Raw genomic sequence first — 21,519 nt, forward strand, 5'->3', positions numbered from 1 at the left:
CTGCCACACACCCCCTGTAGGAGCGAGCTTGCTCGCGATGGTATGCCAGTGAACGTCTCTGTAGCTGACACACCATCGTCGGAACGCCGCCCGGAGCAAGCTCGCTCCTACAGCAACACCACCAAACGTGATTTAATACCCGCCTTTCAAATTTCCGGGACAGGGAAGCGGTGTTTTCGCGGCCAAAAGTCGCCCGCCATCCACCCCCATAACCCTTAAGTTTTTTCTCGCATAAGGCTGTCATGGACACGGGCTCACGACTCAAATTAGTACGCGAAAGCTACAAGCTCTCCCAGCGCGAGCTGGCCCGGCGTAGCGGCGTCACCAATGCCACCATCTCCCTGATCGAACAGAATCGCGTCAGTCCCTCCGTCAGCTCCCTGAAAAAACTGCTCGAAGGCATACCGATGTCCTTGGCGGATTTCTTTACCTTTGATCAGCCGCCGCGTGAGCATCAGTACGTGTTTCGGGCTAACGAACAGCCGGATCTTGGCCGTCATGGGTTGCGGTTGCTGCTGATTGGCGCTTCGGTGCCGAGTCGGCAGATGCGATTGTTGCGCGAGCAGTACGCGCCTGGGGCGAGTTCGGGGGAAGAGCCGATTGTGCACTCGGAAGGGGAGGAGTGTGGGCTCGTCACTCGTGGCACAGTTGAATTGACTGTGGATGGGCAGATTAGTGTTCTGAATGCTGGGGATGGGTATTACTTTCCGACGACGTTGCCGCATCGGTTTCGGAATATTGGGGCGGATGAGGCGGAGATCATCAGCGCTAACACCCCGGCTAACTTCTAATGTAAAGCCGCCTCGATGGCTAATGCCTACTGTAGGAGCGAGCTTGCTCGCGATGGTCGTAAACGATAACGCGTGTTTACTGGCTAAACGCGACGCTCTTTCGCTCCTACAGTCCTTAACTGAACGGCATTAACCTCGTGGCTGCGTTCGCCTACCTGTCATACCTCGCTTGGCAGCGGATCGCAAACTTCATAAAAATAAATCAGGCTCCTTTTTTGTAAAATATAACTACTGCCAAGTAACGAAAAAAAGGTGGCAGATCTATTTAACAAGTAGATCTGTCACCGTTTTCCAGTTGGTTTTTTTAAATTTTCCATGCTTTTTTTTCTAAGTTCTTAAATAGTTTCGACTTTATCGACATAAGACTCGAAGAGCCAATCCGGGACTTCGTCTGTGCGAAATTCAAGGCTTATTCCATCTGTAATCTCCGCCAGAAGAACCGTACTGTCGCCGGAGTTATCGAAGATGTACGCCCGGTTGCTGACGGCAATGGCGTCTGGCAGAAGGCCCAGAGATTTGTGATACCGTTCGCTCACTTTTTCAGGTGCCACGGGATGTCCACCTTCGCGTACTCTGATTCCTACGCGGTCTATGTTGATAGCCGGGTTTTCAGTCGAAACGAAGTAAAGGTATGTCCGATAACCGCGAGCCTGTGCCTCTCCCATGAAGTCGACCTTGCTGCGATGTGACATCACCGTTTCGAAGGTAAAACTCACACCTTTTTCAAGCAGGCGCTGGCGAATGAAGTCCGATATCACGGAAGCTAGATAGGAATTGACCTCGACATTTCTGTAATCAACTTTAGTACCCAGCAAACCAATTTGTTTGACTTGATTGCTGAGCTCTTTGTTTTTTATCAGATAGTGTTCGGTATGGAACGTGAGTAACTTGGACAGTGTAGTGGTCACTTCAAAGGTAGCCAAGTCGATGAAGCCGCTAGCTTTTGCTTCCTTCTCAAGGTCATCGGCATTCACGTACATTTTGATAAGGGCGGGGTCAATTTCTCCCTTAATGGTGCTTTTTCCTGACCCGTTCGGCCCCGCAAATACCCGAAACCTAGGCACGATCACCAGCCGTTTGATCGTCGATACGGCGCACTGTGATCACCTCACCTACTTTGACTTTGCGGCGCGGCTTGGCTTTGGCTATAACGGTCTTGCTGCCATCAAGTGAGATCCTTACCAGATCGTCAGAGTCGACGCAAAGTACGCTATCGCTCACTAACAATGCGCGAGCGTAAGCAGCCTCGGTGGCTCTTTGAGCGAGCTCGGGTATCTGGAGCTCCAGAGCATCCATCTCCTTATCCGAAAGCTTTTTGGGTTTTGAAGTCATCGGGATTCTCCGCGTGAGCGAGCGCTCTAGTGCTTCTAGCCCGGATAGTACTGCATTAGGCGGGCTTTCGAACGTCATCAGGTCCATATGAATTTCCTCGGTAGTGTACGCGCCTTGACTACTGTGTGAAGGGACAGATTTTCCACCTTGAGATGCAGGTTCCTTCTGCCCGATAGCTATATGTAACGATCTCCTGAAACCTGTTCACTGAAAAGAAAACGACCGTTACAACGTGTGTTGAAGTGAAAAAACCGCAACAACGAGGGTTGCTGCGGTTCAAGAGCTGGTGACTATCCCTTGGGTGCCTCAAACCCTCGCTGCTCAATCACCCGAAACACATCGCTTACATCCTGGAGCAGGATCCGTGCAATGTTGGCGACGGTGTTGATGTCGTTTTCGGCATAGTCTGGGAGGCTGGTGCAGCCCATGAGCTGAAGGTAGGGGAGGACGGCGTTGAGGCGCTCGCTGACGACGTTGTGGAGTTCGCGGATTGGGGCTTGGCTGTCGATGAGTAGGACGGCGTAGTCGGTGGCGAATTGGGACATGGGGGTGAAGCGGCGGGGCGGGTTTTGGGTTGTCATGGGTTCTAGTCCTAAAAGATAAACAACAACGTCATTGAGCCGTTCAACAGACGAAAATTGCCTGTGTTGTGCCTGACGTTACTGGGTGGTTTTCTTCTTGGGCTGCGAATCCCTGCCACCGACAATGTCAGCGACTGGGGAACTATAAGCGGCGATTTTGGTGTCCGCAAATGAGGGTGTAGGACGACAGCACGGTTTTTGTAGCAGCTGGCGAAGCCTGCGTTCGGCTGCGTAGCAGTCGCAGTATTGGAAGTCGCGGTGTGTCAGTTGAACGCTATAGGATGGATTTACGGCTGCTGCGCAGCCGGACGCAGGCTTCGCCAGCTGCTACAGGGTTTGGGTGTTGTTTAAAGGTTCGGCAGGAATGCAGCCCGGCGGGAGCAAGCTCCTTCGCAACACTGGGAAATGTCCTACAGCTTTTACAGATCAAAAATCTAACGTTCGTCGGATGTCAGGTTGCTATCACCGCATTTGCCTGCCCATTCCATCACGGCTGCTAAGCTTCGTCGTTGCAGCGGCCGAGCGTTGTTTGGCTCGCGTTGCGAGCGTCAGCATGGAGTACAACTTCTATTCCTGTCGTTAAACTGCACGGAGGCAGGCGATGGAGATCAAGCGCATGGTCGAATCGAGTGCGGACGAGGTTCCAGACCCACTCGATCGTGAAGAGATAGAGCAGGTGCTGGCGACGTTGCTAGCCAGTCCCTTGTTTGCCAAGTCCAGGCGGATGGGCAGTTTGTTGCGTTTTCTGGTCGAGCACGACCTGCAATTTTCCAATACATCGCTAACCGAGCACGCCATAGGCATCGCCGTGTTTCGTCGTGATCCTGCGGTGTATTGCACGGGCGATGACCCGGTAGTGCGGGTGCAGGTGGGGCGATTGCGTCGTAAGCTTGCGACACATTACGCCACCAACGGTCAGCAGGACCCGGTGCGACTGAGCATTCCGGCCGGTTGTTATCGCCTGGCGTATCAGCGGCTGCGGCTCAAGGGAGTTGGCACGCATCATCCGGTTTTGCAGGTCCAGCCGTTTACCTGCATCACCCGTGATGGCGAGGACTTTGCCCGGGGCTTGTGCGAGGAGTTGAGTTGTCGGTTGTTCGAGTCGTTCGAGCAAACGCAGACCGGCGCCAATCATGTGTTGATGAAGGTGCCGCGCAGCAGCGTAAAAACAGCGGAGATCGGACGCGGCGGGCGTTACAGCTATTGCCTGGAAGGCAGCGTGCGGGTCGAGTCAGCACGGGTGCGGGCGTCGTTACGACTGGTGGATGTGGCGCAGGGGCGGATTCGCTGGTCGGCGCAGTTTGATCGAAATCAGCCTTATGGCATCGCTACCCAAGAGGATTTGGCGGCGTCCATCTGTCTGTCGCTGACGGGGTATTTTGCCAAGGACGCAATCGACGAATAAGAGGGGCAACCGCGAGGTTGCCCCAATGTACCCGTTACACGGTTTTCCACTGACCGCCTTCGTAAAGGCGACCTGCGGTGTTATCGAAGGTCAGGTCGATTTCGATCGCCTTGGAGCGTGAGGTACTGAACATGGTGCTGGTCTGTACGTTCTGTTCGAACCACACGAGGATGGTTTCGACGGGGGTCAGCACGGTTTTACCGGTGACCACCTGGTCCACCGCAACGTAAATTGGGGTGCTGACCTGATTGCCATCGATGCCGGTGGATAGCTGGTTGATCCCCGGATGGATGGGCGCGTAGTCGTTCACAAAAGTCATGGAAACGTCCGGACCGCCCGTTACCGCCGAGCTCAACAGGCCGTGTTCATCGAGTGTCGAGGTTTGCCCAAGACCAATATTGACGATGTTGGTCGAGACTTTGACTTGTACGTTTTCCTTGAATACGTTGGAGGCGAACAGCTGATATTGCGGCGTCCAGCTGAATTCGTTATTGCTCAGGTACGCGTCATAGGACTGCCACACCACGTTGTAGTCTTCGGTGCCGACTTTTTTGGCAAAGCACAGCTTGTAGCCAGACTTCTTGAGCAGGGTCAGGTCGCCGGCGGCGATTTCGATCGTGACTATTTTTTGCGAAGCCGCCAGGGCGGACCTCAATACCTTGCTGTAGTCGGATGTTTTCAGCGCCTTTGGGGCACTCAGGATCGACTTGACCGCTTCTTGCACGTCATTGTGAAGCTGCTGGCTATTTTGGCTGACAGCGATTGATTTGCTCATGGTTTCCCTCTTCCTTGTTGGTGTGTTTGGCAATCAATGGGCGGCGGGCAGTCAACCCGGTCAGTCCATTGAGGACTTCACTCTAGGTTCATGGAGCAGGGTGGCTAAGTGTCTTGGCGTTACAGGCGGGTAACCGGTTGTATCAAACAGATGAAACAGTGGGGCGCCCGAAGGGTCGCCCCACCATGGCCTCAGGCTGCCTTCGCGTCGGCCCAGACGAAGTTCCAGCTGGTTCGCTTGCCCTTGGCAATCTCGATCAGCTTGTTCTCATACACTGTGTGATTGACTTGGCCGGTGTAGGTCAGGGTTCGGGCGGCGTTGGTCCCGGTGCACTCGCCCGGTTCACCGCCGGATTCAATCATCGCCTTTTTCATCTCGACTTCCGACGGGGCGCTGCTCTGATTTTTTTCCACTTTAACGAAACTCATGGTTTCACCTCTTCCGTGATGGGGGGATCGGTGCAGGGCAGGGCCGACAGCGTTCACGTCCCCGCAACACACCGAAGGCCCTACTCTATTGGCCTGGCGTTCGGTGCAGAAGTGACAACTGGGGCGGTGAGGTAACACGCAGGAAACAGAACAATCGGGGGGACGTATCAGGGACGTATCAAGCGCGGAAACGCCAAGAGGTGTGCGGTTCAATTCGGTTTAGGCCGGATTTGCTCGCGATGGTGGTCTGTCAGGCAAAGCAATATTGACTGTCAGGGCCTTATCGCGAGCAAGCTCGCTCCCACAGGGAATTGGGGGTTTAGTTAGATTGAGTTGGCCAGTTTTCCGGTTGAGAGGCGGCGTTTGTAGGCAGTGTCGCGGTTGGCTAGCCAGTAGTAGAGCGGTGAGGTGATTAGCAGGCCTACTAGCCAGGACAGGTCAGCGCCGTTGATGTGTTCGGAGATTGGCCCGACGTATAGCGGGGTGTTCATGAACGGAATCTGCACCGCAATCCCGATCGCATAGGCCAACAACGCCTGCGGGTTGTATCGGCCATAGATTCCGCCATCGACCTTGAAGATCGAGTCGATGTCGTACTTGCCTTTGTGAATGGCGTAGAAGTCGATGAGGTTGATCGCAGTCCATGGCACCAGCACCACGAGCAGCACCAGGACCATGTCGACGAAGTGGCCGATGAAGTTGGCCGAGGCGCCGACGGCGGCGAAGCAGCAGCCGCCGAGGACGACGATGGACAGGACGGCGCGGCTTTTGGCGGTCGGGATCCAGCGGTAGGCGAAGGTTTGGATCAGGGTGATCAGCGACAGCACGGCGCCGTAGAGGTTGAGGGCGTTGTGGCTGATGACGCTGAGCAGGAACAGCACGAGCATCAGTGGGCCGATGGAGCCGGTGGCGAGTTTGACGGCGTCCATGGTGTCCATGCCCACGGGCGTGGCGAGGACGGCGACGGCGCCGAAGATGAACGAGAGGCTGGAGCCGAGCACGGTGCCCAGATACGTGGTCCAGAACGTTGCGGCCACGGGCACGTTGGCGGGCAGGTAGCGCGAGTAGTCGGAGACGTAGGGCGCGAAGGCGATTTGCCAGAGTGCGGCCAGCGAGACGGTGGCGAGCCAGCCTGAGATGTTGAAGCTGCCGCGGGTGAGGAAGTCAGCGGTCTGCACGTGGGTGAAGATGTAGCCGAAGCCGAGCACGATGCCGGCGCCGAGCACCCAGGTGCCGATGCGGTTGAGCACGTGGATGAAGCGGTAGCCGATGATGCCGATAATGCCCGAGCCGAGGGCGCCGATGACGATGCCCACCGGTACCGGGACGCTGTCGACCACGCCGTGCAGCGACTTGCCGGCGAGGACGATGTTGGAGGCGAAAAAGCCGATGTACATGACGCCGGCGATTAACACCACCAGCAGTGCGCCGAGCGAGCCGAACTGGGCGCGGCTCTGGATCATTTGTGGAATGCCCATCTGCGGACCTTGAGCCGAGTGCAGCGCCATCAGCACGCCGCCGACCAGGTGGCCGACGAGGATGGCGACGATGCCCCACACCAGGTTCAGGTGAAACAGTTGCACGCCGAGGGCGCCGGTGACGATGGGCAGCGGGGCGATGTTGCCGCCGAACCAGAGGGTGAACAGGTCGCGGGTTTTGCCGTGTCGATCTTCGGGCGGCACGTAGCCGATGGTGTGTTTTTCGATGAGCGGGGCGGTGGTTGTTGCTGCGGTAACCATGACGGACTCCAAGGCGATTTGAGTACGTGGACGTACTTCGGTGAGCGCCGCAGCGGGGGCGACGCTTTTCTTGTTGGAGTGGATGATGTGCGGTGGGGTGGGATAGATAAATTAGTAAGTTTGTGGGTATAGACGTTAAAAAAAGTAGGTTGGTGGAGTCGGGTGGATGGCCGGTTTTCCAGCGTCCGCGCGGCAGCGGACGGGCCTGAATGCCAGTCAGTTATGCGCACAAAACCTGTAGGAGCGAGCTTGCTCGCGATGGTGTGTCAGTAGACATCAATGTGACTGGCACACTATCGCGAGCTAGCTCGCTCCTACAGGGGGGCATGCCGTGTCAGTCAGAGATAGATGACAGCATCCGTTGCAGCATGGCGTCGCACGCTGTGAGTTGTGCGAGGCTGACGAATTCGTCGGGTTTGTGGCCCTGGTCCATGCTGCCGGGGCCGCAGACGACGGTGGGAATGCCGACGGCGTCGAACAGGCCGCCCTCGGTGCCGAACGCCACGGTGCCGAACTCGCGGGAGCCGGAGAATGCAGCGATCAGTTCAGCCGCTTCGCTCTGCTCATCAGTCGCCAAGCCGGGATACGCCGACAACTCACTGAAGCGGATCTCGCTCTGTTCACTCACGGCCCGCATGCGCGGCAATACCTGCTGCTCGGCATAGGCCTTCAATTCCTGCGCCACGTCGCTTGGATCGTGCGAGGGCAACGCGCGTATTTCGAAGTCGAAGCGGCAATCGGCGGGAACGATGTTCAGGGCTTTACCGCCAGAAATGACGCCAGTTTGCACTGTGCTGAACGGCGGATCGAAACGTGCATCGTGATGCTCGGGCGCTTTGAGCCGGTTGCCGATCCGCCCCAGTTCACCGATCAGTTCGGCGGCATATTCAATCGCGTTGACCCCGAGCGGAGCATAGGCGGAGTGACACGCTTCACCGTGAACATCGCAACGCATGGCCAGTTTGCCTTTGTGGCCGAGCACCGGCTTCAGTTCGGTCGGTTCGCCAATGATGCAGAGCATCGGTTTGACTGGACGCTGTTCCAACTCGGCCAGCAGCGAACGCACGCCGAGGCAGCCGACTTCTTCATCGTACGAAAGCGCAATGTGCACCGGCAGCCGCAGCGACGCGTTCACCAGTGAAGGGACAAGGGCGAGCACGCAGGCGATGTAGCCTTTCATGTCCGCCGTGCCGCGACCGTACAGTTTGCCGTCGCGCTCGGTGAGTTCAAACGGCGCAACGCTCCACGGTTGGCCGTCGACGGGCACCACGTCGGTGTGCCCCGACAGCACAATGCCCGGCTTATCCGCCGGGCCAATGGTGGCGAACAGATTGGCCTTGCTGCGCTGTTCGTTGTAGACCAGGTCGCAAGGCACATCGAAGCGGGCGAGGTAGTCGCGGACGAATTCGATGAGGTGCAGGTTTGATTCGCGGCTCGTGGTGTCGAACGCCACCAACGTTTTCAGCAAATCGCGGCTGGTGCTCATCGGTCGTCTCCGGCGACGCCGTAGCCAGGGGATTTGTCAGGGGCGAGCGCGCGGTCGATGTAGTCCTGAACCTGTGGGCGATAGGCGTCCCACAGTTTTTCAAGCTGACCGATCGGGTTTTCGTCAGCCCAATCGACCCGCAGGTTGATGATCGGCCAAGTCAGTTCGCCGACCACCACCATCGCGGCCGAATGCACCGGCCCGGCTTCACCGCCTTTCGCGATGGCGGCTTTCATCGCGGCGAGCAGGCGGTCGGCCAGTTGACCTTCGCCGTGTTCGAATGCTTCGACCATGGCTTCGATCACGGAGCGGTCCGCGAGCATGTTACCGGCCGCCACACATTGCTCGCCGGACACGGCGTTGTGGTTGCCGAGGGTTTGCGCGCCGCTGAAATGTGCGGTTTGGCCGAGGTGGTCAATCGCAATGATCTGGCGGTATTGGCTGTAGCCGTTGCGGGTCAGGACTTTGTCTAGCGCATCAAAGGGCGCGAGGCCTTGCTCCATGAGGGCGAGGACTTCCGGGCCGAGGGATGGCAGGGTGATGTTTTGCGTCGATACCGCGCCAACGCCCGGCAGCAACCACGGGCAGCGGGCGCCGACGGCGATGCTGGAGGAACTGATCGCGATGCCGAACTGACCGGTTTCGGGGCAACGGGCGGCGATGGAGAAGGTCATGGTTTTTGCTCCTGGTTTTGCCTTGGCATAGTGGGCGTCTGGGCGGGCGCCATCGCGAGCAAGCTCGCTCCCACAGGGATCTGCAGTGGTCACAAAATTTGTGTACGACGCCTAACCTGTGGGAGCTGGCTTGCCTGCGATGGCCGCGACTCGGTGAACCTGCTTAATCAGGAATCACCGCAATCACATCAATCTCCATCAACCACTGCGGCTGCCCCAATGCCGACACCACCAGCCCGGTCGAAATCGGAAACACACCCTTAAGCCACTTCCCCACTTCCTGATAAACCGGCTCGCGATACCGCGGGTCAATCAGGTAAGTCGTGGTTTTAACGATGTGGCTAAGGTCGCTGCCGGCCTCTTCCAGCAACTGCTTGACGTTGCGCATGGCCTGCTCGGCCTGGGCACGTGGGTCACCAAGACCCACCAGATTGCCCTCAAAATCAGTACCCACCTGACCCCGAACATAAACGGTGTTGCCCGCCCGAACGGCTTGGCACAGGTCGTTGTCCAGGCTCTGGTTCGGGTAGGTTTCCTTGGTGTTGAACATGCGGATACGGGTATGGGTTGGCGTGGACATTTGAAGCTCCTGAAAAATGACTTAAGCGCTGACAGTGGTTTTGTGGGCGACCGGAACGGTTTCAGCCTGACGCTGCGCCGCATCGTGGTAGTCGAGGTATGAACGCTGGATGGCGATGTGATCAGCCACGTACTTGGCGTCGTGCCAAACACCCCAGATGAACGACGACCCGCGACGGGACTGCCACGGCAGGCCGAGGAAATACACGCCAGGCTCACTCGACACACCGCGCTGATGCTGCGGCTTGCCGTTGTCGTCGAAGGCACCCACCTTGAGCCAGCTGTAATCGGTGGCAAAACCGGTGGCCCAGATGATCGCGGTCACGCCGGCCTTGGCCAGGTCGAGTTGCAGAATCGGCTTAGTCACGCAGTCCGGGTCCGGGAAGGTAATGCGCGCTTCCGGTTCTTCCGGCAGGTCCAGGCCATTACGTTCGATGTAGGCGTCAGCGGCATTGAGCAGTGCCAGGTAGTTCTCGTCGCCGCGCGCCAGGTTGTCGGCCAGATTTGGCTGAAAGGTGGCCACGCCACCGTTGAACGATTGGGTCAGGCCGACCAGCGTCATCCCGCGATGGGCCAAACCACGGAAGTCCACCGTGCGACCGCCATGGGCACCGCTCACGGCGATGGTGACGTGTTCACGGCCCGGCTTCATCGCCACTTGATCCCACTCGCCGAGCACACCCAGCCACCAGCAGAAATCACGGTTGCGATAGGCGCGAGGAGGGCGGTCGTGAGCGCCGACGGAGAGGTAAACCTTTTTGCCCGCACGCTGCAATTCATCGGCGATCTGCACGCCGGAAGAACCTGCGCCAACGACCAGAACAGCGCCTTCAGGCAATTGCGCCGGATTGCGGTAGTCGGCTGAGTGGATCTGCATGAAAGGCTGATCTTTCGGTGCAATCGGCGGGATAACCGGACGTTGGAAAGGCCCGGTGGCAGCCACCACGCGGTTGGCCTCGATCACGCCTTCAGAGGTTTCGATGGTGAAACCCGGGCGGCCGATGTTGCGTTCCACTTTCAGCACATCCACGCCAGTGCGGATCGGGGCGTTGAATTTCTTCGCGTAGGCTTCGAAGTAATCGGCGACACGTTCTTTCGGGGCAAAGCCGTCGGGGCTGAGGTCGTCAAACTCAAGACCGGGAAACCGGTCGTGCCAGGCCGGGCCATTCGCGACCAGCGAATCCCAGCGGCCGGTGCGCCAGCGCTCGGCAATACGGTTGCGCTCCAGCACCAGGTGCGGCACCCCAAGTTTGCTCAAGTGTTCACTCATGGCCACGCCAGCCTGACCGGCGCCAACAATCAGCGTATCTGTTTTTATTTTTTCAGTGGTCATCTCAATACCCTTCGAAGTTGGAGTTAGGTCGCTAACGGCCTGCCATTTCTTGGGCTCAAGACTAGGGATCACCCTGGTATCGGTAAAATATTATTAAGCTGGCATTTGAGTATAAATAACTGATGCAGAGCGTTTGATTCGGCGGGGCTGTAAACTGGCCGCACTTTTTACCACCTCAACCAAGGGCTCCCCATGGCAAATCAAGACATCGCTTTTACTCCCGATCCCGACGCGGATTCCATCTCCTCCGACGTCGCCGGTTTCGGTGGCATTCTGGTCTCCACCCAGATCCCGACCCGCGCCGATGGCAGCCTGGAGCTGGGCGACATCGCCCTACAGAGCGAGTGCACGTTGCAGGCATTGAAGGTGGCGCTGGAGCGCGCCGGCAGTTCCATGGACCGGGTTTTGCACCTGACCATCTACCTCACCGACATGGCCGACCGTGCTGCGTTCAACGAGGTTTATAAGCGATTCTTTGCCAAGCCATGGCCAGTTCGCGCGGCTGTCGGTGTGGCTGCATTGGCGGTTGAAGGCATGCGTGTGGAAGTGACTGCGATGGCGGCCAAGGGCTGAATGGGCGGATTTATCCGGTGGCCTCGTTCAGTAAGCGCACGTTGGATAGCTCTACCACCGCTGATGCACGCAGCAACCCGCCATCAAAACGGTGAAGGCCCCGTCAGGTTCATCAACCAAGACGTCGACTACTGCGCCGGAGTGGTAACGCTGGCGTAGTAGTCTAGGCTTGTGAATTCGTGGGTTTTGACCTCGATATTCACAAATTTGTTACTTCGGCCGATAGCATTGCCATGCAATCGAATTGTCTCAACGACGAGCGGAGCTTATGCCGAAAAAATTTCCCTTAATCACCCGCTCTTCGATTGATCGCTCAAGCGTGGCACTGGCGCGTACCTCTCTATTCAAGTTTGTGGGTCTCTTGGCGGGCGTTTTTCTACTGACCAGTTACGCACTTGTTTACCTGGCGCATGATTTAGACCGAACCGAAGAGGTCGAAACTGCTTTTTACACGAAGAAGGCAGTTGAATCGCTGGAAAAATCCCTGCGGTCTACCGTCAAGGATTACGCATTTTGGGGCGATGCTTACAGGCACCTGCATGCTGAAGTGGACGTTGACTGGGCATATGTACGACAAAACATGGGGACTACGCTTTATACGGAATTTGGCCTGCCGGGATTATTTGTGGTCAACGACGACAATCGCACTGTTTATTCTGTGGTCAAGGGGGAGCTGAAATCGATTGAAGTCGAGAAGTGGCTCAAGCAGCCGATTGACGCCATTCTTGCCAAGGCTCGTGAAGGGGCGGGAGCAGAAACGCCGGTAACCGCTTTCATTGATTTCGGCGGAGTCCCCGCCCTGGTTGCTGCAGCTGCCATTACGCCGGGAACCGACCCGACCGTGATACCTGATGACAGGCTGCCGTCGGTGTTGATTTTTGTAGATGTTCTGGACAGCGCCAAACTTGAGTTGATAGGTAAGGAGTTCGGGGTAAATGGCCTGCATGTCGCCACTTCCGACGAAAGTAACGAAACGTCAATCTTTCCATTGGGCGAGGTCGGTGCTGCTGGCAGTTTGCATTGGAGTCCTTCCAGGCCAGGTCTGAAGTTGTTGGGGATAGGGCTGCCATTGATCGGCGTCGCTGCGCTGTTGGTGTGCCTGATGACTTGGGCCATCTTACGTCGCACCACCGCCGCAGCTAAGGCGCTTGACGCCAGCTTTGCATCGCTGCAAAGCAGTCAGGCTGCCCTCTCCACCAGTGAAGCTCGCTTTCGCGATGTGGTTGAAGCCAGCTCGGACTGGGTCTGGGAAATAGATGCTGACTGGCGTTTCACCTATCTGTCCGAGCGATTTGAGGATGTGACAGGTCTCTTGAGGGGCCGCTGGATTGGTGCGGCGATGGATGAGCTGCTGCACACCGAATTGGGCAACGTATCTCAGTGGCTCAGCATCCCGAATCGTCGACCCGATATCAGTGTCCAGTGCCGCTACGTCGATACGATGGGTCGAGAGCGAATCACTCGTGTTTCGGCACGAGAAATGGCCTGTGGAGGATTTCGGGGCACTGCAACTGACGTCACGGAAGAAGTCGAAGCCCGTCGGCGAATTGAATTTCTTTCGCAGCATGATGCGCTGACCGGGTTGCCTAACAGGACGCGGTTGCAGGAATTTCTTGACGGTAAACTCAAGGCTTTGCCGACGGTGGATCAACCACTGGTCATGCTCAGCCTGGACCTGGACCGATTCAAGCCGGTCAATGACCTGCTGGGGCATGCGGCAGGGGATCTGGTGCTTAACGAGGTGTCGAGTCGCCTGGCTGACTGCATTCGCCACGGCGACCTTGTTGCCCGAATTGGCGGGGATGAATTTGTATTGATCCTCAGCGATGTCAGCTCCCAGGAAGAGGTCGAGGCACTCTGTCGTCGCCTGATCGAGTCGATCGAGCGGCCTATAGCGATCGATGAACAGGAAGTGTTCGTCAGCGCCAGTATCGGCATTGCGATGGCGCCAAATGATGCTTGTGAGGCTACCGAGTTGCTTCGTTATGCGGATATCGCGTTGTACGAGGCCAAGACCTGTGGGCGTAACACGTGGCGCTTTTATGCGGGTGATATGAACACCAAGATCATTGAGCGCCGCCGTTTGGAAAGTGACCTGCGTTTTGCGATCAAACACGGAGAGCTGCGGTTGCATTTCCAGCCGCGTTATCGCATTGCGGACGGCCAGATGGTCGGAGCCGAAGCCTTGGTGCGGTGGCAACACCCCGAGCGCGGTTTGCTGTCACCCGACACCTTTATCCCCATCGCGGAAGAAAGCGGGCTGATACTCTCCTTGAGTGACTGGGTAATCGATACCGCCTGCAAGTACGCCGCACAGTGGTCGGATGGTCTGTTCGTGTCAGTCAACCTTTCCCCCATCGAGTTCAAGCGAGGCAATCTGGTAGAGCGCCTCCAGAAAATATTACTCGACTCTGGAATCGATCCTGTTCGAGTGGAGCTTGAAATTACCGAAAGCGTCATGCTCGAGGATGCCGAAGGCGCGCTTGAGATAATGCACACACTCAAACGTCTTGGTGTGCGCATCGCCATGGACGACTTTGGCACCGGGTATTCTTCGCTCAGCTACCTGCGTACCTTTCCTTTCGATGGCCTGAAAATAGACCGAAGTTTTTTGAACAGGCTGCATGGCAGCGAGGATGACAAGTCGATTATCCAGGCGATCGTGGGGTTGGGCCGTGCGTTATCGCTCACTGTTACCGCAGAAGGTATTGAAACAGCCGACCACTTGAAGTTGTTGAAAGCAGTGTCGTGCGACGAAGGCCAAGGCTATTACTTGAGCCGCCCGCTTGATACGCCCGCGTTCAATGCGTTGCTGGGCGTTAGAGAAACTACAGCTTCCAACGCTTAAGGCTGGCTATTCATTTGATCCACGTCACTGCCCACCGCGTCCTGACGATTGCTGCGCAATTGCGCAAGGAAGCGGTTAGCAGGGCGCGGATCATGACGGTGTTTCCCTATGGGTCGACAGGAGGAACGTAGACCTCATTACGAAATTCCGATGTGCCAAACTATAGGTTGGTTAACGTAAACAAGTGGCTCAAACATTGATCGAAAGACGCCAATTTAGCGGAGGCATGAAGGGGAAAAACCTTCGCTATCTGAACGAGAACCCCAACGAGCCTGTTCAAATGACACGGACAGGCTTTTTGCTGCTCGAACATTTTTCGCTGCCTGCGTTTACGCAAGCACTGGATACGATTGTCACCGCGAACCTGCTACGGCCCAGGTTGTTCTCTTCCCGAACGTTCGGTTTGAATGACGCAGAAGTGGTCAGCGACCTGGGGCTGATCATTCGGCCGGATGCCCGGATCGATAGTGCCGCGATTCAGGACCTGGATCTGCTGGTGGTGTGTGGCGGCTACAGGACAGAGCTGAAGGCGACTGATGAGTTGGTCAGTTTGCTGAGAAACGCGTCCGATCACGGCGTCACTCTGGCCGGATTGTGGAACGGTGCATGGTTCCTGGGGAGCGCAGGCTTGTTGGATGGCTATCGTTGTGCGATTCACCCCGAACATCGTCCCGCACTCGCAGAAATTGCCAAGGCTGCCCAGGTCACCAGTGAGCCCTACGTCATCGACCGAGACCGGCTCACGGCGTCCAGTCCGTCAGGCGCATTCCACATGGCGCTGGACTGGATCAAAGGCTTGCACGACAAAGCCCTCGTCGAGGGAATCGAGGACATCCTGGCGTTCGAGGAGTCCCGCTATCGGCGCATAAAACCGACTGAAAATATCTGTGTCAGCGCGCCTCTGCGCGAGGTGGTGAAACTGATGCACGCCAACCTTGAAGAACCTCTGGAGCTGGAGCAACTGGCGGTCTATGCCGGCCGTTCACGTCGACAACTCGAGCGTCTGTTCAAGGAGCAATTGGGCACGACGCCGCAGCGCTATTACATGGAGCTGCGGATTACCGAGGCGCGGCGACTGCTTCAACACACCGAACTGTCCCAGGTGGATGTGTTGGTGGCGTGCGGCTTTGTGTCGCCGAGTCATTTCAGCAAGTGCTACAGCTCATACTTTGGCTACCGGCCGTCCAAGGAAACGCGACTCGTCAAATAGCCATTCCGGTCGCGTCCAGGTTACCCAGGAGCCACTCGATAAAGCTTCGCGCCAACGGATTGTTTTCACTGTCGCGATGGGTCAGCAAGGCCCAGTTCGGGCCGCGAATGGTGTCGTCCACCAACGGGTGCAACAGTCCGCTGGCGCGCGCTGGCTGACTCAGCAACTGGCTGACCAGCGCGATGCCGAGCCCCGCGCACGCAGCGTCCAGCAGCAGGCCGGGATCGGAAAAGTTCAGGCCCTGATCCTTCTGGCCGACGTCGATGCCAGCCTCCACAGCCCAGTGACTCCAATCCATTTCCCGCTCGCCGTGAAGCGTGGTGCGCTGTTCGATGGGCATTGCCAGCACATCCGGGTGACAGGCCGGGTACAGGCGGTCTGCGTGCAGCACCTTGAAGCTGCACTCGGCCTGGGAGCTGATGTCATCACGCACCGCGAGGTCGATGGTCTGGGTGGTCATGTCCGGGACTTCATCGGTGCTGAAAATCCACAGATCAACTTCCGGATGCTGACGGCGAAAATCTCCAAGGCGTGGCAGCAGCCAGTGCCGGGCGAACGTCGGCGTGGTGTTGAGCACCAGTTGGTTGGGTTTCTGGTATTGCCCGAGTCGGCGAATGCCCACGGCCAGCTGCTGCAATAGCGCCTGGGTGGTGCTGAACAAATCGTGGCCGGCATCGGTCAGGCTGACACTGCGTCCACTGCGAAAAAACAATGGCTGTTCAAGGTACGCCTCAAGGCTGCGGATCTGCTGGCTGATGGCTGACTGGGTCAGGTGCAACTCGTCGGCGGCCTTGTGAAAACTGCCCAGCCGAGCGGCCGCTTCAAAGCCGCGAAGGGTGCTGAGCGGGGGCCAGTGCTTGAGCATATTGATAAGTTCCTCTAATCACTTTTCTGCTAAAACCATCGTTTGTTGGCCCGTTTTTACAGCCGTAGCATGCATGCCAAGACCGCCAAGGCAGTTTTCGTTGAACACAATGGCTTAACTAAAGGGGTTTTTATCATGCCGCATGTCATGCAGCAAAACGAACGACAAAACAGTGGCTGGTGGATGCCGGCAGAGTGGGTAAAGCACGCCGCGACCTGGATGGTCTGGCCGCACAATCAGGCCCTTTGGGAGTCGGGTTGGCACGTGACGTTGCCGCTGGTGCAGGCCGATTTCGCCCGGGTGGCCAACGCCATTGCCCGTTTCGAACCGGTGAAAATGGTGGTCGACCCGTCTGCTGTCACGAGTGCCAGGGCACTGTGCGGACCCAACATCGAACTGATCGAGTTGGCGGTCAACGACAGTTGGTGCCGGGACTCCGGCCCGAGCTTCGTCTGCCATCCGCAACAAGGACTGGCCGGGGTGAGCTGGCGCTTCAACGCGTGGGGCGGGAAGTCGGCGCACGACCTGGACGAAAGCCTGGCGCGCCGCGCACTCAATCACCTCGGTGTGCAATGTTTTGGCACGCCGCTGAGTAACGAGGGCGGCGCGATTCATGTCGACGGTGAGGGCACGCTGATCACCACGGAATCGGTACTGCTCAATGCCAATCGCAACCCGGGCATGAGCAAGGCGGAGATGGAAGACATCTTCACGCGTCTGCTGGGCGTAAAAAAAACCATCTGGCTACCGGGCGATCCGGACTACGTGACCGGCGACATGACGGATGGCCATGTCGATGGCGTCTGCGCGTTCGCACGCCCCGGCGTGTTGCTGGTCGACGCGACCCACGACAAGCAGTCGGTGTATGCCGAAGTGGTCCGGGAAAACCGCCGTGCGCTGCAACTGGCTACCGATGCCCGAGGGCGCACGTTCGAACTGATCGATCTGTATGAAGCCACCGATGCCGTGGACACCGACGCCGAAGTGTTCTGTGCCTCGTACACCAACTTCTACATCGCCAACGACGCGATCATCATGCCGGCTTATGGCATTGAGGCCGATCAGGCGGCTGCCGACGTGCTGACCCGGGCGTTCCCCGGGCGAGAAGTGGTGCCGGTCCGAATCAATCATCTGGCCCATGGCGGTGGCGGGGTGCATTGCATCACCCAGCAACAGCCCGCCTGGCCAGTGGAGGGCTGATGCCATGACTTTGTTGACGATTGCCACCACCCAGATGCCTTGCACCTGGCACCTGCCACATAACCTCGATCAGGCCGAACAGCTGGTGCGAGAGGCGGCGGCCAAGGGCGCCCAAATCATCCTGCTGCAAGAGCTGTTTGCCACGCCGTATTTCTGCATCGAACAAAGCCATAAACACTTGGCGCTGGCCGAAGAATACCGAGACAGCCATGTACTCAAGCGCTTCGCCGCATTGGCCAAGGAGTTGGGCGTGGTGCTGCCGCTGAGCTGGTTCGAGAAGGCCGGCAATGCCTACTTCAATTCCTTGAGTGTGGCTGATGCCGATGGACGCCTGCTGGGTGTGTACCGCAAGACCCATATTCCCAACGCCATCGGTTATCAGGAGAAGGAATATTTCAGCCCCGGCGATACCGGTTTCCGTGTCTGGGACACGGCTTTCGGACGCATCGGTGCGGGGATCTGCTGGGATCAGTGGTTCCCCGAGACCGCCCGTTGCCTGGCGTTGATGGGCGCCGAAGTCTTGCTGTTTCCCACGGCCATCGGCTCTGAGCCTGGCTGCGCAACGCTGGACTCCCGCGACCATTGGCAGATGACCATGCGCGGTCATGCCGCCGCGAACATTCTGCCGGTGGTGGCCGCCAATCGCGTCGGCCGAGAGACAGCGACCCTCGATCCGAGCTTGCAGATGAGCTTCTACGGCTCGTCGTTTATCTGCAACCACAAGGGGAAATTGCTCGCCGAAGCAGGCCGTGACAGTACCGGCGTGCTGGTTCACAGCCTGGACTTGAACGCGATTCGCGAAGAACGCCTGAGCTGGGGCATCTACCGCGACCGTCGCCCGGAGATGTATGGGGCGCTGTTAAGTCAGGACGGTCGTCACCTTCACTCACGCTGGGCCACTCAAGGAGTTTGATATGCGTATTGCCAACAGAGTGTTGGTCGGTGCCTTGGCACTGACCTGTGCCTTGCCATCGCTGCACGCCGAAGAGAAAACCCTCAGGCTGTACAACTGGGCCGACTATTTCGCCGAAGACACGTTGACCCAATTCACCGCCGAAACCGGGATCAAGGTGATCTACGACGTCATGGATGGCAGTGAAACACTGGAAGCCAAGATGCTGGCCGGCGGCAGTGGGTATGACCTCATCTTCCCCGGCGACACCGTTGCCGAGCGCTTGATGCGCGCCGGCAGTCTGCTGCCGCTGGACCGCTCAAAACTCACCGCCATGGCTGACATCGAGCCCGGTTTGCAGACGCTGCGCAAACAGTATGAACATTCGAGCCAGGCCACCGTCCCTTACACCTGGGGCACCATCGGGCTGACGTACAATGCCGAACAGATCAAACAGCGCTTGCCCGATGCGCCGGTCAATAGCCTCGACCTGTTGTTCAAACCGGAACTGGCCGCCAAATTTGCCGACTGCGGCATCTCGATGATCGATTCGCCGGACGAGGTACTGGCGGTGGTGCTCAACTACCTGGGGCGTGAGCCACGCAGCGCCAAGCCCGAGGACCTGGCCGCAGCGAGTGAGTTGCTGTTGAAACTGCGGCCGTACATTCGCAAGTTTCAGTCGCAGCCAGTGACCGACCTGGTGAATGGCAACCTGTGCGTGTCACTCGGCTACAGCGGCGACATGACCCAGGCGCAACGGACGTCGGATAGCGCCGGCAAGAAAACCACGTTCCAGTACCGCATTCCCCGCGAAGGCACCACGGTGTGGATGGACACCATGGCGATTCCGGTCGACGCCAGACATCCGGAATACGCTTATGCGTTCATCAACTTCGTCATGCGTCCAGAGAACATGGCCGCCATCAGTAACTTCACCGGCTACCCGACCTCGAATGCCAAGGCGCGTCCGAATGTCGATGCGTCTATGCGCAACAATCCGGATATTTACCTCGATGAGGCCACGTATGCGCGGCTGATTCCTGGCAAGGACATTCCCCAGGCGGATATGCGGGCGCGCATGCGAACCTGGACCAAGTTCAAGACGGCGACTGCGAACTGACTTCAAATCCGCGCAAGAGCCCGTTCAACCACGACAACCCTGACTTCGCTGCCGGCTGGATCAACGACTTCGTGATCAATGGGACACCCGCCGTTGGTTTAGTCCTGTTTTAACCAGCGAGCGGCGCAGTCGGCGGTTGTCTCTGGTCCCGTGTTGAAGGCAATGACTGCGTTGGGCGCGCCTTTATGCACGGCGTTAATAACCACTTCGAACAGGGGCAAGCTCTTTGGCGGAAGGCGAATACCTGCCCCGATGACGACGCAGTTGTAGGACTTTCTAGCTAGCTGTTTGTCCAGCAACGGACCGGCGGTTTTGTCGGGAGGGACCAAAAAAAGGTCAGCCTGCCATCCCCGGTCCGCCATGGATGCCATGGCAATCGCTATGCCTGCTTGAATCTTTTCGACCGTCAAACCGGGGGGTAAGGCTGGATCGGAGAAATCCACGGTTTCCACCGTCTGGCCGATGAACAATATCTGTGTCATGTGACTTCACTCCGCTGTTGGAGGGGACTTTATCCGTAGTCAAATCGTAGTTGAATACGGGGCGTGGTGGGTGTGCTGGTGTCGAGCAGCGTAGAGGAGGCGCTGGGGGTTTCAGGTTCCGCTGGTCGGCTCAAAGTCTCCTGGAGGCTTGTGTCAAAATGTGATTAGTGATAAGTGGCTGTTTTAAAACAAAAAAATGTTTTGTAGGGGCTTCCCGGACGAGGCGAAAGTTGATAAATTTCCGCGCAAGTTACAGGGGCGTCGCCAAGCGGTAAGGCAGCAGGTTTTGATCCTGCCATGCGTTGGTTCGAATCCAGCCGCCCCTGCCATTTTCCTGTCTTTACGAAGAACGCCATTCCGATCCGGTCTGGCGTTTTTTTGTGTGGGGCGCGCCTTGCGCAATCATTCGTTTGATCAATAACCACCATCAAGAAACGCAAGTTCTGTTTTTCCGGCAAGGGAGGAGGATAGCGACATACCGAACTCGCCTTTGAAGGAACCTGCGCGATGAGAATGCCTACCTTGCTGGCCCTGGTCGCCGTATTGATCGGCAGCGTTGCCGTGACTGTGCCGGCTTATGCCGCCGCCCCGTCCTGCCATTTCTTGCCAATGGGCGACAGCGCCGCCAACTTGCAGCATGCCCAATCGGTGGGCGTGCTCTACAGCGAAAACACCCTCGGCACGATCGAATACCTCGAGCAATACCACGCTGTCGCGCTGAACGGCGCGAAGAATCCCGAGATGGATTCGCGCATCAGCAACGCCTTCGTCAACAGCTCCGATCCAAAACTGGCGATCAACTGGCTGATGGGTTCACTGCAGAAAGAGTTCGCCTCGGTGACGGTCTACGACAACCTCGACGCGGCGGTGCAAGCTCATCCGGACGTGGTGGTGATGCTGGACACCTACAACCGTCTGGTGTCGAAGCGCAACAATCAGGTCGAAGCGCGTTTCATGGCCAAGTTCTACGACTCGAACCTGCAATACATCGGCAAAGCCGAAGGCTCGCGTGAACAACAGATGCCTTCCGTTTGGGTTCATGGCAAAGCAGCGCCGCAGATCGCGGCGCAAATCGACCAGCAAACCGAACTGCAAGTGAACGCTTTGAAGCAGTTTGATGCGTCGCTGAAGGCGCTCGTGACATCGGGTAACGGGGCTCAGGTTGCCAGCAACTAACGCAGTCAGTAAAAAAAAACGCCCACTCGT

General features: G+C 57.6%; 21 protein-coding genes and 1 tRNA gene. 10 read left to right on the plus strand and 12 right to left on the minus strand.

The window, feature by feature from the left end; genetic code table 11:
- Positions 1 to 242: 242 nt before the first annotated feature.
- A complete protein-coding gene (locus JFU37_RS02400; RefSeq protein ID WP_007895886.1) occupies positions 243 to 791 on the plus strand; it encodes a cupin domain-containing protein in 549 nt (182 codons plus the stop codon).
- A 335-nt stretch (positions 792 to 1,126) separates the two neighbouring features.
- Here the strand turns inward: JFU37_RS02400 and JFU37_RS02405 are convergent, their stop codons facing one another.
- The 3 genes from JFU37_RS02405 to JFU37_RS02415 form a co-directional block, all read right to left on the minus strand.
- Entirely contained in the window at positions 1,127 to 1,861 is a 735-nt protein-coding gene (locus JFU37_RS02405) for a zeta toxin family protein (RefSeq protein ID WP_201112458.1), read from the minus strand.
- On the minus strand, positions 1,848 to 2,210 hold the full coding sequence (locus tag JFU37_RS02410; protein ID WP_242485691.1) for a hypothetical protein: 363 nt from the start codon (positions 2,208 to 2,210) through the stop codon (positions 1,848 to 1,850). Before JFU37_RS02410 ends, JFU37_RS02405 begins: the two co-directional genes overlap by 14 nt.
- Before the next feature lie 203 nt (positions 2,211 to 2,413).
- Positions 2,414 to 2,704, minus strand: coding sequence for a fructose-bisphosphate aldolase (locus tag JFU37_RS02415; RefSeq protein ID WP_201112460.1), 291 nt, complete (start codon positions 2,702 to 2,704; stop codon positions 2,414 to 2,416).
- A gap of 601 nt (positions 2,705 to 3,305) precedes the next feature.
- On the opposite strand from JFU37_RS02415, the gene JFU37_RS02420 reads away from it, so the two are divergent.
- The gene (locus JFU37_RS02420) at positions 3,306 to 4,109 is read left to right on the plus strand and encodes a hypothetical protein (RefSeq protein ID WP_201112462.1); all 804 of its coding nucleotides are present in this window, start codon (positions 3,306 to 3,308) and stop codon (positions 4,107 to 4,109) included.
- Positions 4,110 to 4,143: 34 nt separating this feature from the next.
- On the opposite strand, the gene JFU37_RS02425 is transcribed toward JFU37_RS02420, so the two are convergent.
- The 7 genes from JFU37_RS02425 to JFU37_RS02455 all read right to left on the minus strand — a co-directional run bounded on the left by JFU37_RS02425 (position 4,144) and on the right by JFU37_RS02455 (position 11,123).
- Positions 4,144 to 4,884 (minus strand): hypothetical protein, encoded by a 741-nt coding sequence (locus JFU37_RS02425; RefSeq protein WP_201112464.1) that lies wholly within the window; start codon positions 4,882 to 4,884, stop codon positions 4,144 to 4,146.
- 191 nt (positions 4,885 to 5,075) lie between these two features.
- A complete protein-coding gene (locus JFU37_RS02430) occupies positions 5,076 to 5,312 on the minus strand; it encodes a hypothetical protein (RefSeq protein WP_201112466.1) in 237 nt (78 codons plus the stop codon).
- Between the two features lie 323 nt (positions 5,313 to 5,635).
- Complete coding sequence (locus tag JFU37_RS02435; RefSeq protein ID WP_201112468.1) at positions 5,636 to 7,051, minus strand: purine-cytosine permease family protein; 1,416 nt, start codon at positions 7,049 to 7,051, stop codon at positions 5,636 to 5,638.
- A 334-nt stretch (positions 7,052 to 7,385) separates the two neighbouring features.
- Positions 7,386 to 8,537 (minus strand): acetylornithine deacetylase, encoded by a 1,152-nt coding sequence (gene argE / locus JFU37_RS02440; protein WP_201112470.1) that lies wholly within the window; start codon positions 8,535 to 8,537, stop codon positions 7,386 to 7,388.
- A complete protein-coding gene (locus tag JFU37_RS02445) occupies positions 8,534 to 9,211 on the minus strand; it encodes a DUF1028 domain-containing protein (protein WP_201112472.1) in 678 nt (225 codons plus the stop codon). Before JFU37_RS02445 ends, argE begins: the two co-directional genes overlap by 4 nt.
- A 163-nt stretch (positions 9,212 to 9,374) precedes the next feature.
- A complete protein-coding gene (locus JFU37_RS02450; RefSeq protein ID WP_201112474.1) occupies positions 9,375 to 9,791 on the minus strand; it encodes a RidA family protein in 417 nt (138 codons plus the stop codon).
- 21 nt (positions 9,792 to 9,812) lie between these two features.
- Positions 9,813 to 11,123: a flavin-containing monooxygenase gene (locus JFU37_RS02455; protein WP_201112476.1), complete on the minus strand. Its 1,311-nt coding sequence runs from the start codon at positions 11,121 to 11,123 to the stop codon at positions 9,813 to 9,815.
- Positions 11,124 to 11,315: 192 nt separating this feature from the next.
- Here JFU37_RS02455 and JFU37_RS02460 point away from each other — a divergent pair, with 192 nt between their 5' ends.
- The 3 genes from JFU37_RS02460 to JFU37_RS02470 all read left to right on the plus strand — a co-directional run bounded on the left by JFU37_RS02460 (position 11,316) and on the right by JFU37_RS02470 (position 15,754).
- On the plus strand, positions 11,316 to 11,696 hold the full coding sequence (locus tag JFU37_RS02460; RefSeq protein WP_201112478.1) for a RidA family protein: 381 nt from the start codon (positions 11,316 to 11,318) through the stop codon (positions 11,694 to 11,696).
- 268 nt (positions 11,697 to 11,964) lie between these two features.
- A complete protein-coding gene (locus JFU37_RS02465) occupies positions 11,965 to 14,544 on the plus strand; it encodes a bifunctional diguanylate cyclase/phosphodiesterase (RefSeq protein WP_201112480.1) in 2,580 nt (859 codons plus the stop codon).
- Positions 14,545 to 14,740: 196 nt separating this feature from the next.
- Positions 14,741 to 15,754: a GlxA family transcriptional regulator gene (locus JFU37_RS02470; protein WP_201112483.1), complete on the plus strand. Its 1,014-nt coding sequence runs from the start codon at positions 14,741 to 14,743 to the stop codon at positions 15,752 to 15,754.
- On the opposite strand, the gene JFU37_RS02475 is transcribed toward JFU37_RS02470, so the two are convergent.
- Positions 15,747 to 16,619, minus strand: coding sequence for a LysR substrate-binding domain-containing protein (locus JFU37_RS02475; RefSeq protein WP_201112486.1), 873 nt, complete (start codon positions 16,617 to 16,619; stop codon positions 15,747 to 15,749). The genes JFU37_RS02470 and JFU37_RS02475 overlap by 8 nt on opposite strands.
- 147 nt (positions 16,620 to 16,766) lie before the next feature.
- On the opposite strand from JFU37_RS02475, the gene JFU37_RS02480 reads away from it, so the two are divergent.
- Genes JFU37_RS02480 through JFU37_RS02490 form a run of 3 tightly spaced genes read left to right on the plus strand, consistent with a single transcriptional unit; the run spans position 16,767 to position 19,831 of the window.
- Positions 16,767 to 17,819 carry an agmatine deiminase family protein gene (locus JFU37_RS02480; RefSeq protein ID WP_201112656.1) on the plus strand — a complete coding sequence of 351 codons (1,053 nt, stop codon included), beginning with the start codon at positions 16,767 to 16,769 and terminating at the stop codon, positions 17,817 to 17,819.
- 4 nt (positions 17,820 to 17,823) lie between these two features.
- Positions 17,824 to 18,732 carry an N-carbamoylputrescine amidase gene (gene aguB, locus JFU37_RS02485; RefSeq protein WP_201112488.1) on the plus strand — a complete coding sequence of 303 codons (909 nt, stop codon included), beginning with the start codon at positions 17,824 to 17,826 and terminating at the stop codon, positions 18,730 to 18,732.
- Between the two features lies 1 nt (position 18,733).
- Entirely contained in the window at positions 18,734 to 19,831 is a 1,098-nt protein-coding gene (locus JFU37_RS02490) for an extracellular solute-binding protein (protein ID WP_201112491.1), read from the plus strand.
- A 98-nt stretch (positions 19,832 to 19,929) separates the two neighbouring features.
- On the opposite strand, the gene JFU37_RS02495 is transcribed toward JFU37_RS02490, so the two are convergent.
- Positions 19,930 to 20,313 (minus strand): hypothetical protein, encoded by a 384-nt coding sequence (locus JFU37_RS02495; RefSeq protein ID WP_201112493.1) that lies wholly within the window; start codon positions 20,311 to 20,313, stop codon positions 19,930 to 19,932.
- A gap of 254 nt (positions 20,314 to 20,567) precedes the next feature.
- Here JFU37_RS02495 and JFU37_RS02500 point away from each other — a divergent pair.
- Positions 20,568 to 20,642, plus strand: a tRNA-Gln gene (locus JFU37_RS02500).
- A 178-nt stretch (positions 20,643 to 20,820) separates the two neighbouring features.
- On the plus strand, positions 20,821 to 21,489 hold the full coding sequence (locus JFU37_RS02505) for an ATPase (RefSeq protein WP_201112495.1): 669 nt from the start codon (positions 20,821 to 20,823) through the stop codon (positions 21,487 to 21,489).
- The last annotated feature ends 30 nt before the right edge of the window (positions 21,490 to 21,519 follow it).

This window comes from Pseudomonas sp. TH41 (genome assembly GCF_016650695.1).
Lineage (GTDB): Bacteria > Pseudomonadota > Gammaproteobacteria > Pseudomonadales > Pseudomonadaceae > Aquipseudomonas.

Coding starts and splice junctions, on each gene's coding strand:
- JFU37_RS02400 (WP_007895886.1), top strand. CDS start 243: ATGGACACGGGCTCACGACTCAAATTAGTACGCGAAAGCTACAAGCTC.
- JFU37_RS02410 (WP_242485691.1), bottom strand. CDS start 2,210: ATGGACCTGATGACGTTCGAAAGCCCGCCTAATGCAGTACTATCCGGG.
- JFU37_RS02415 (WP_201112460.1), bottom strand. CDS start 2,704: ATGACAACCCAAAACCCGCCCCGCCGCTTCACCCCCATGTCCCAATTC.
- JFU37_RS02420 (WP_201112462.1), top strand. CDS start 3,306: ATGGAGATCAAGCGCATGGTCGAATCGAGTGCGGACGAGGTTCCAGAC.
- JFU37_RS02425 (WP_201112464.1), bottom strand. CDS start 4,884: ATGAGCAAATCAATCGCTGTCAGCCAAAATAGCCAGCAGCTTCACAAT.
- JFU37_RS02430 (WP_201112466.1), bottom strand. CDS start 5,312: ATGAGTTTCGTTAAAGTGGAAAAAAATCAGAGCAGCGCCCCGTCGGAA.
- JFU37_RS02435 (WP_201112468.1), bottom strand. CDS start 7,051: ATGGTTACCGCAGCAACAACCACCGCCCCGCTCATCGAAAAACACACC.
- argE (WP_201112470.1), bottom strand. CDS start 8,537: ATGAGCACCAGCCGCGATTTGCTGAAAACGTTGGTGGCGTTCGACACC.
- JFU37_RS02445 (WP_201112472.1), bottom strand. CDS start 9,211: ATGACCTTCTCCATCGCCGCCCGTTGCCCCGAAACCGGTCAGTTCGGC.
- JFU37_RS02450 (WP_201112474.1), bottom strand. CDS start 9,791: ATGTCCACGCCAACCCATACCCGTATCCGCATGTTCAACACCAAGGAA.
- JFU37_RS02455 (WP_201112476.1), bottom strand. CDS start 11,123: ATGACCACTGAAAAAATAAAAACAGATACGCTGATTGTTGGCGCCGGT.
- JFU37_RS02460 (WP_201112478.1), top strand. CDS start 11,316: ATGGCAAATCAAGACATCGCTTTTACTCCCGATCCCGACGCGGATTCC.
- JFU37_RS02465 (WP_201112480.1), top strand. CDS start 11,965: ATGCCGAAAAAATTTCCCTTAATCACCCGCTCTTCGATTGATCGCTCA.
- JFU37_RS02475 (WP_201112486.1), bottom strand. CDS start 16,619: ATGCTCAAGCACTGGCCCCCGCTCAGCACCCTTCGCGGCTTTGAAGCG.
- JFU37_RS02480 (WP_201112656.1), top strand. CDS start 16,767: ATGCAGCAAAACGAACGACAAAACAGTGGCTGGTGGATGCCGGCAGAG.
- aguB (WP_201112488.1), top strand. CDS start 17,824: ATGACTTTGTTGACGATTGCCACCACCCAGATGCCTTGCACCTGGCAC.
- JFU37_RS02490 (WP_201112491.1), top strand. CDS start 18,734: ATGCGTATTGCCAACAGAGTGTTGGTCGGTGCCTTGGCACTGACCTGT.
- JFU37_RS02495 (WP_201112493.1), bottom strand. CDS start 20,313: ATGACACAGATATTGTTCATCGGCCAGACGGTGGAAACCGTGGATTTC.
- JFU37_RS02505 (WP_201112495.1), top strand. CDS start 20,821: ATGAGAATGCCTACCTTGCTGGCCCTGGTCGCCGTATTGATCGGCAGC.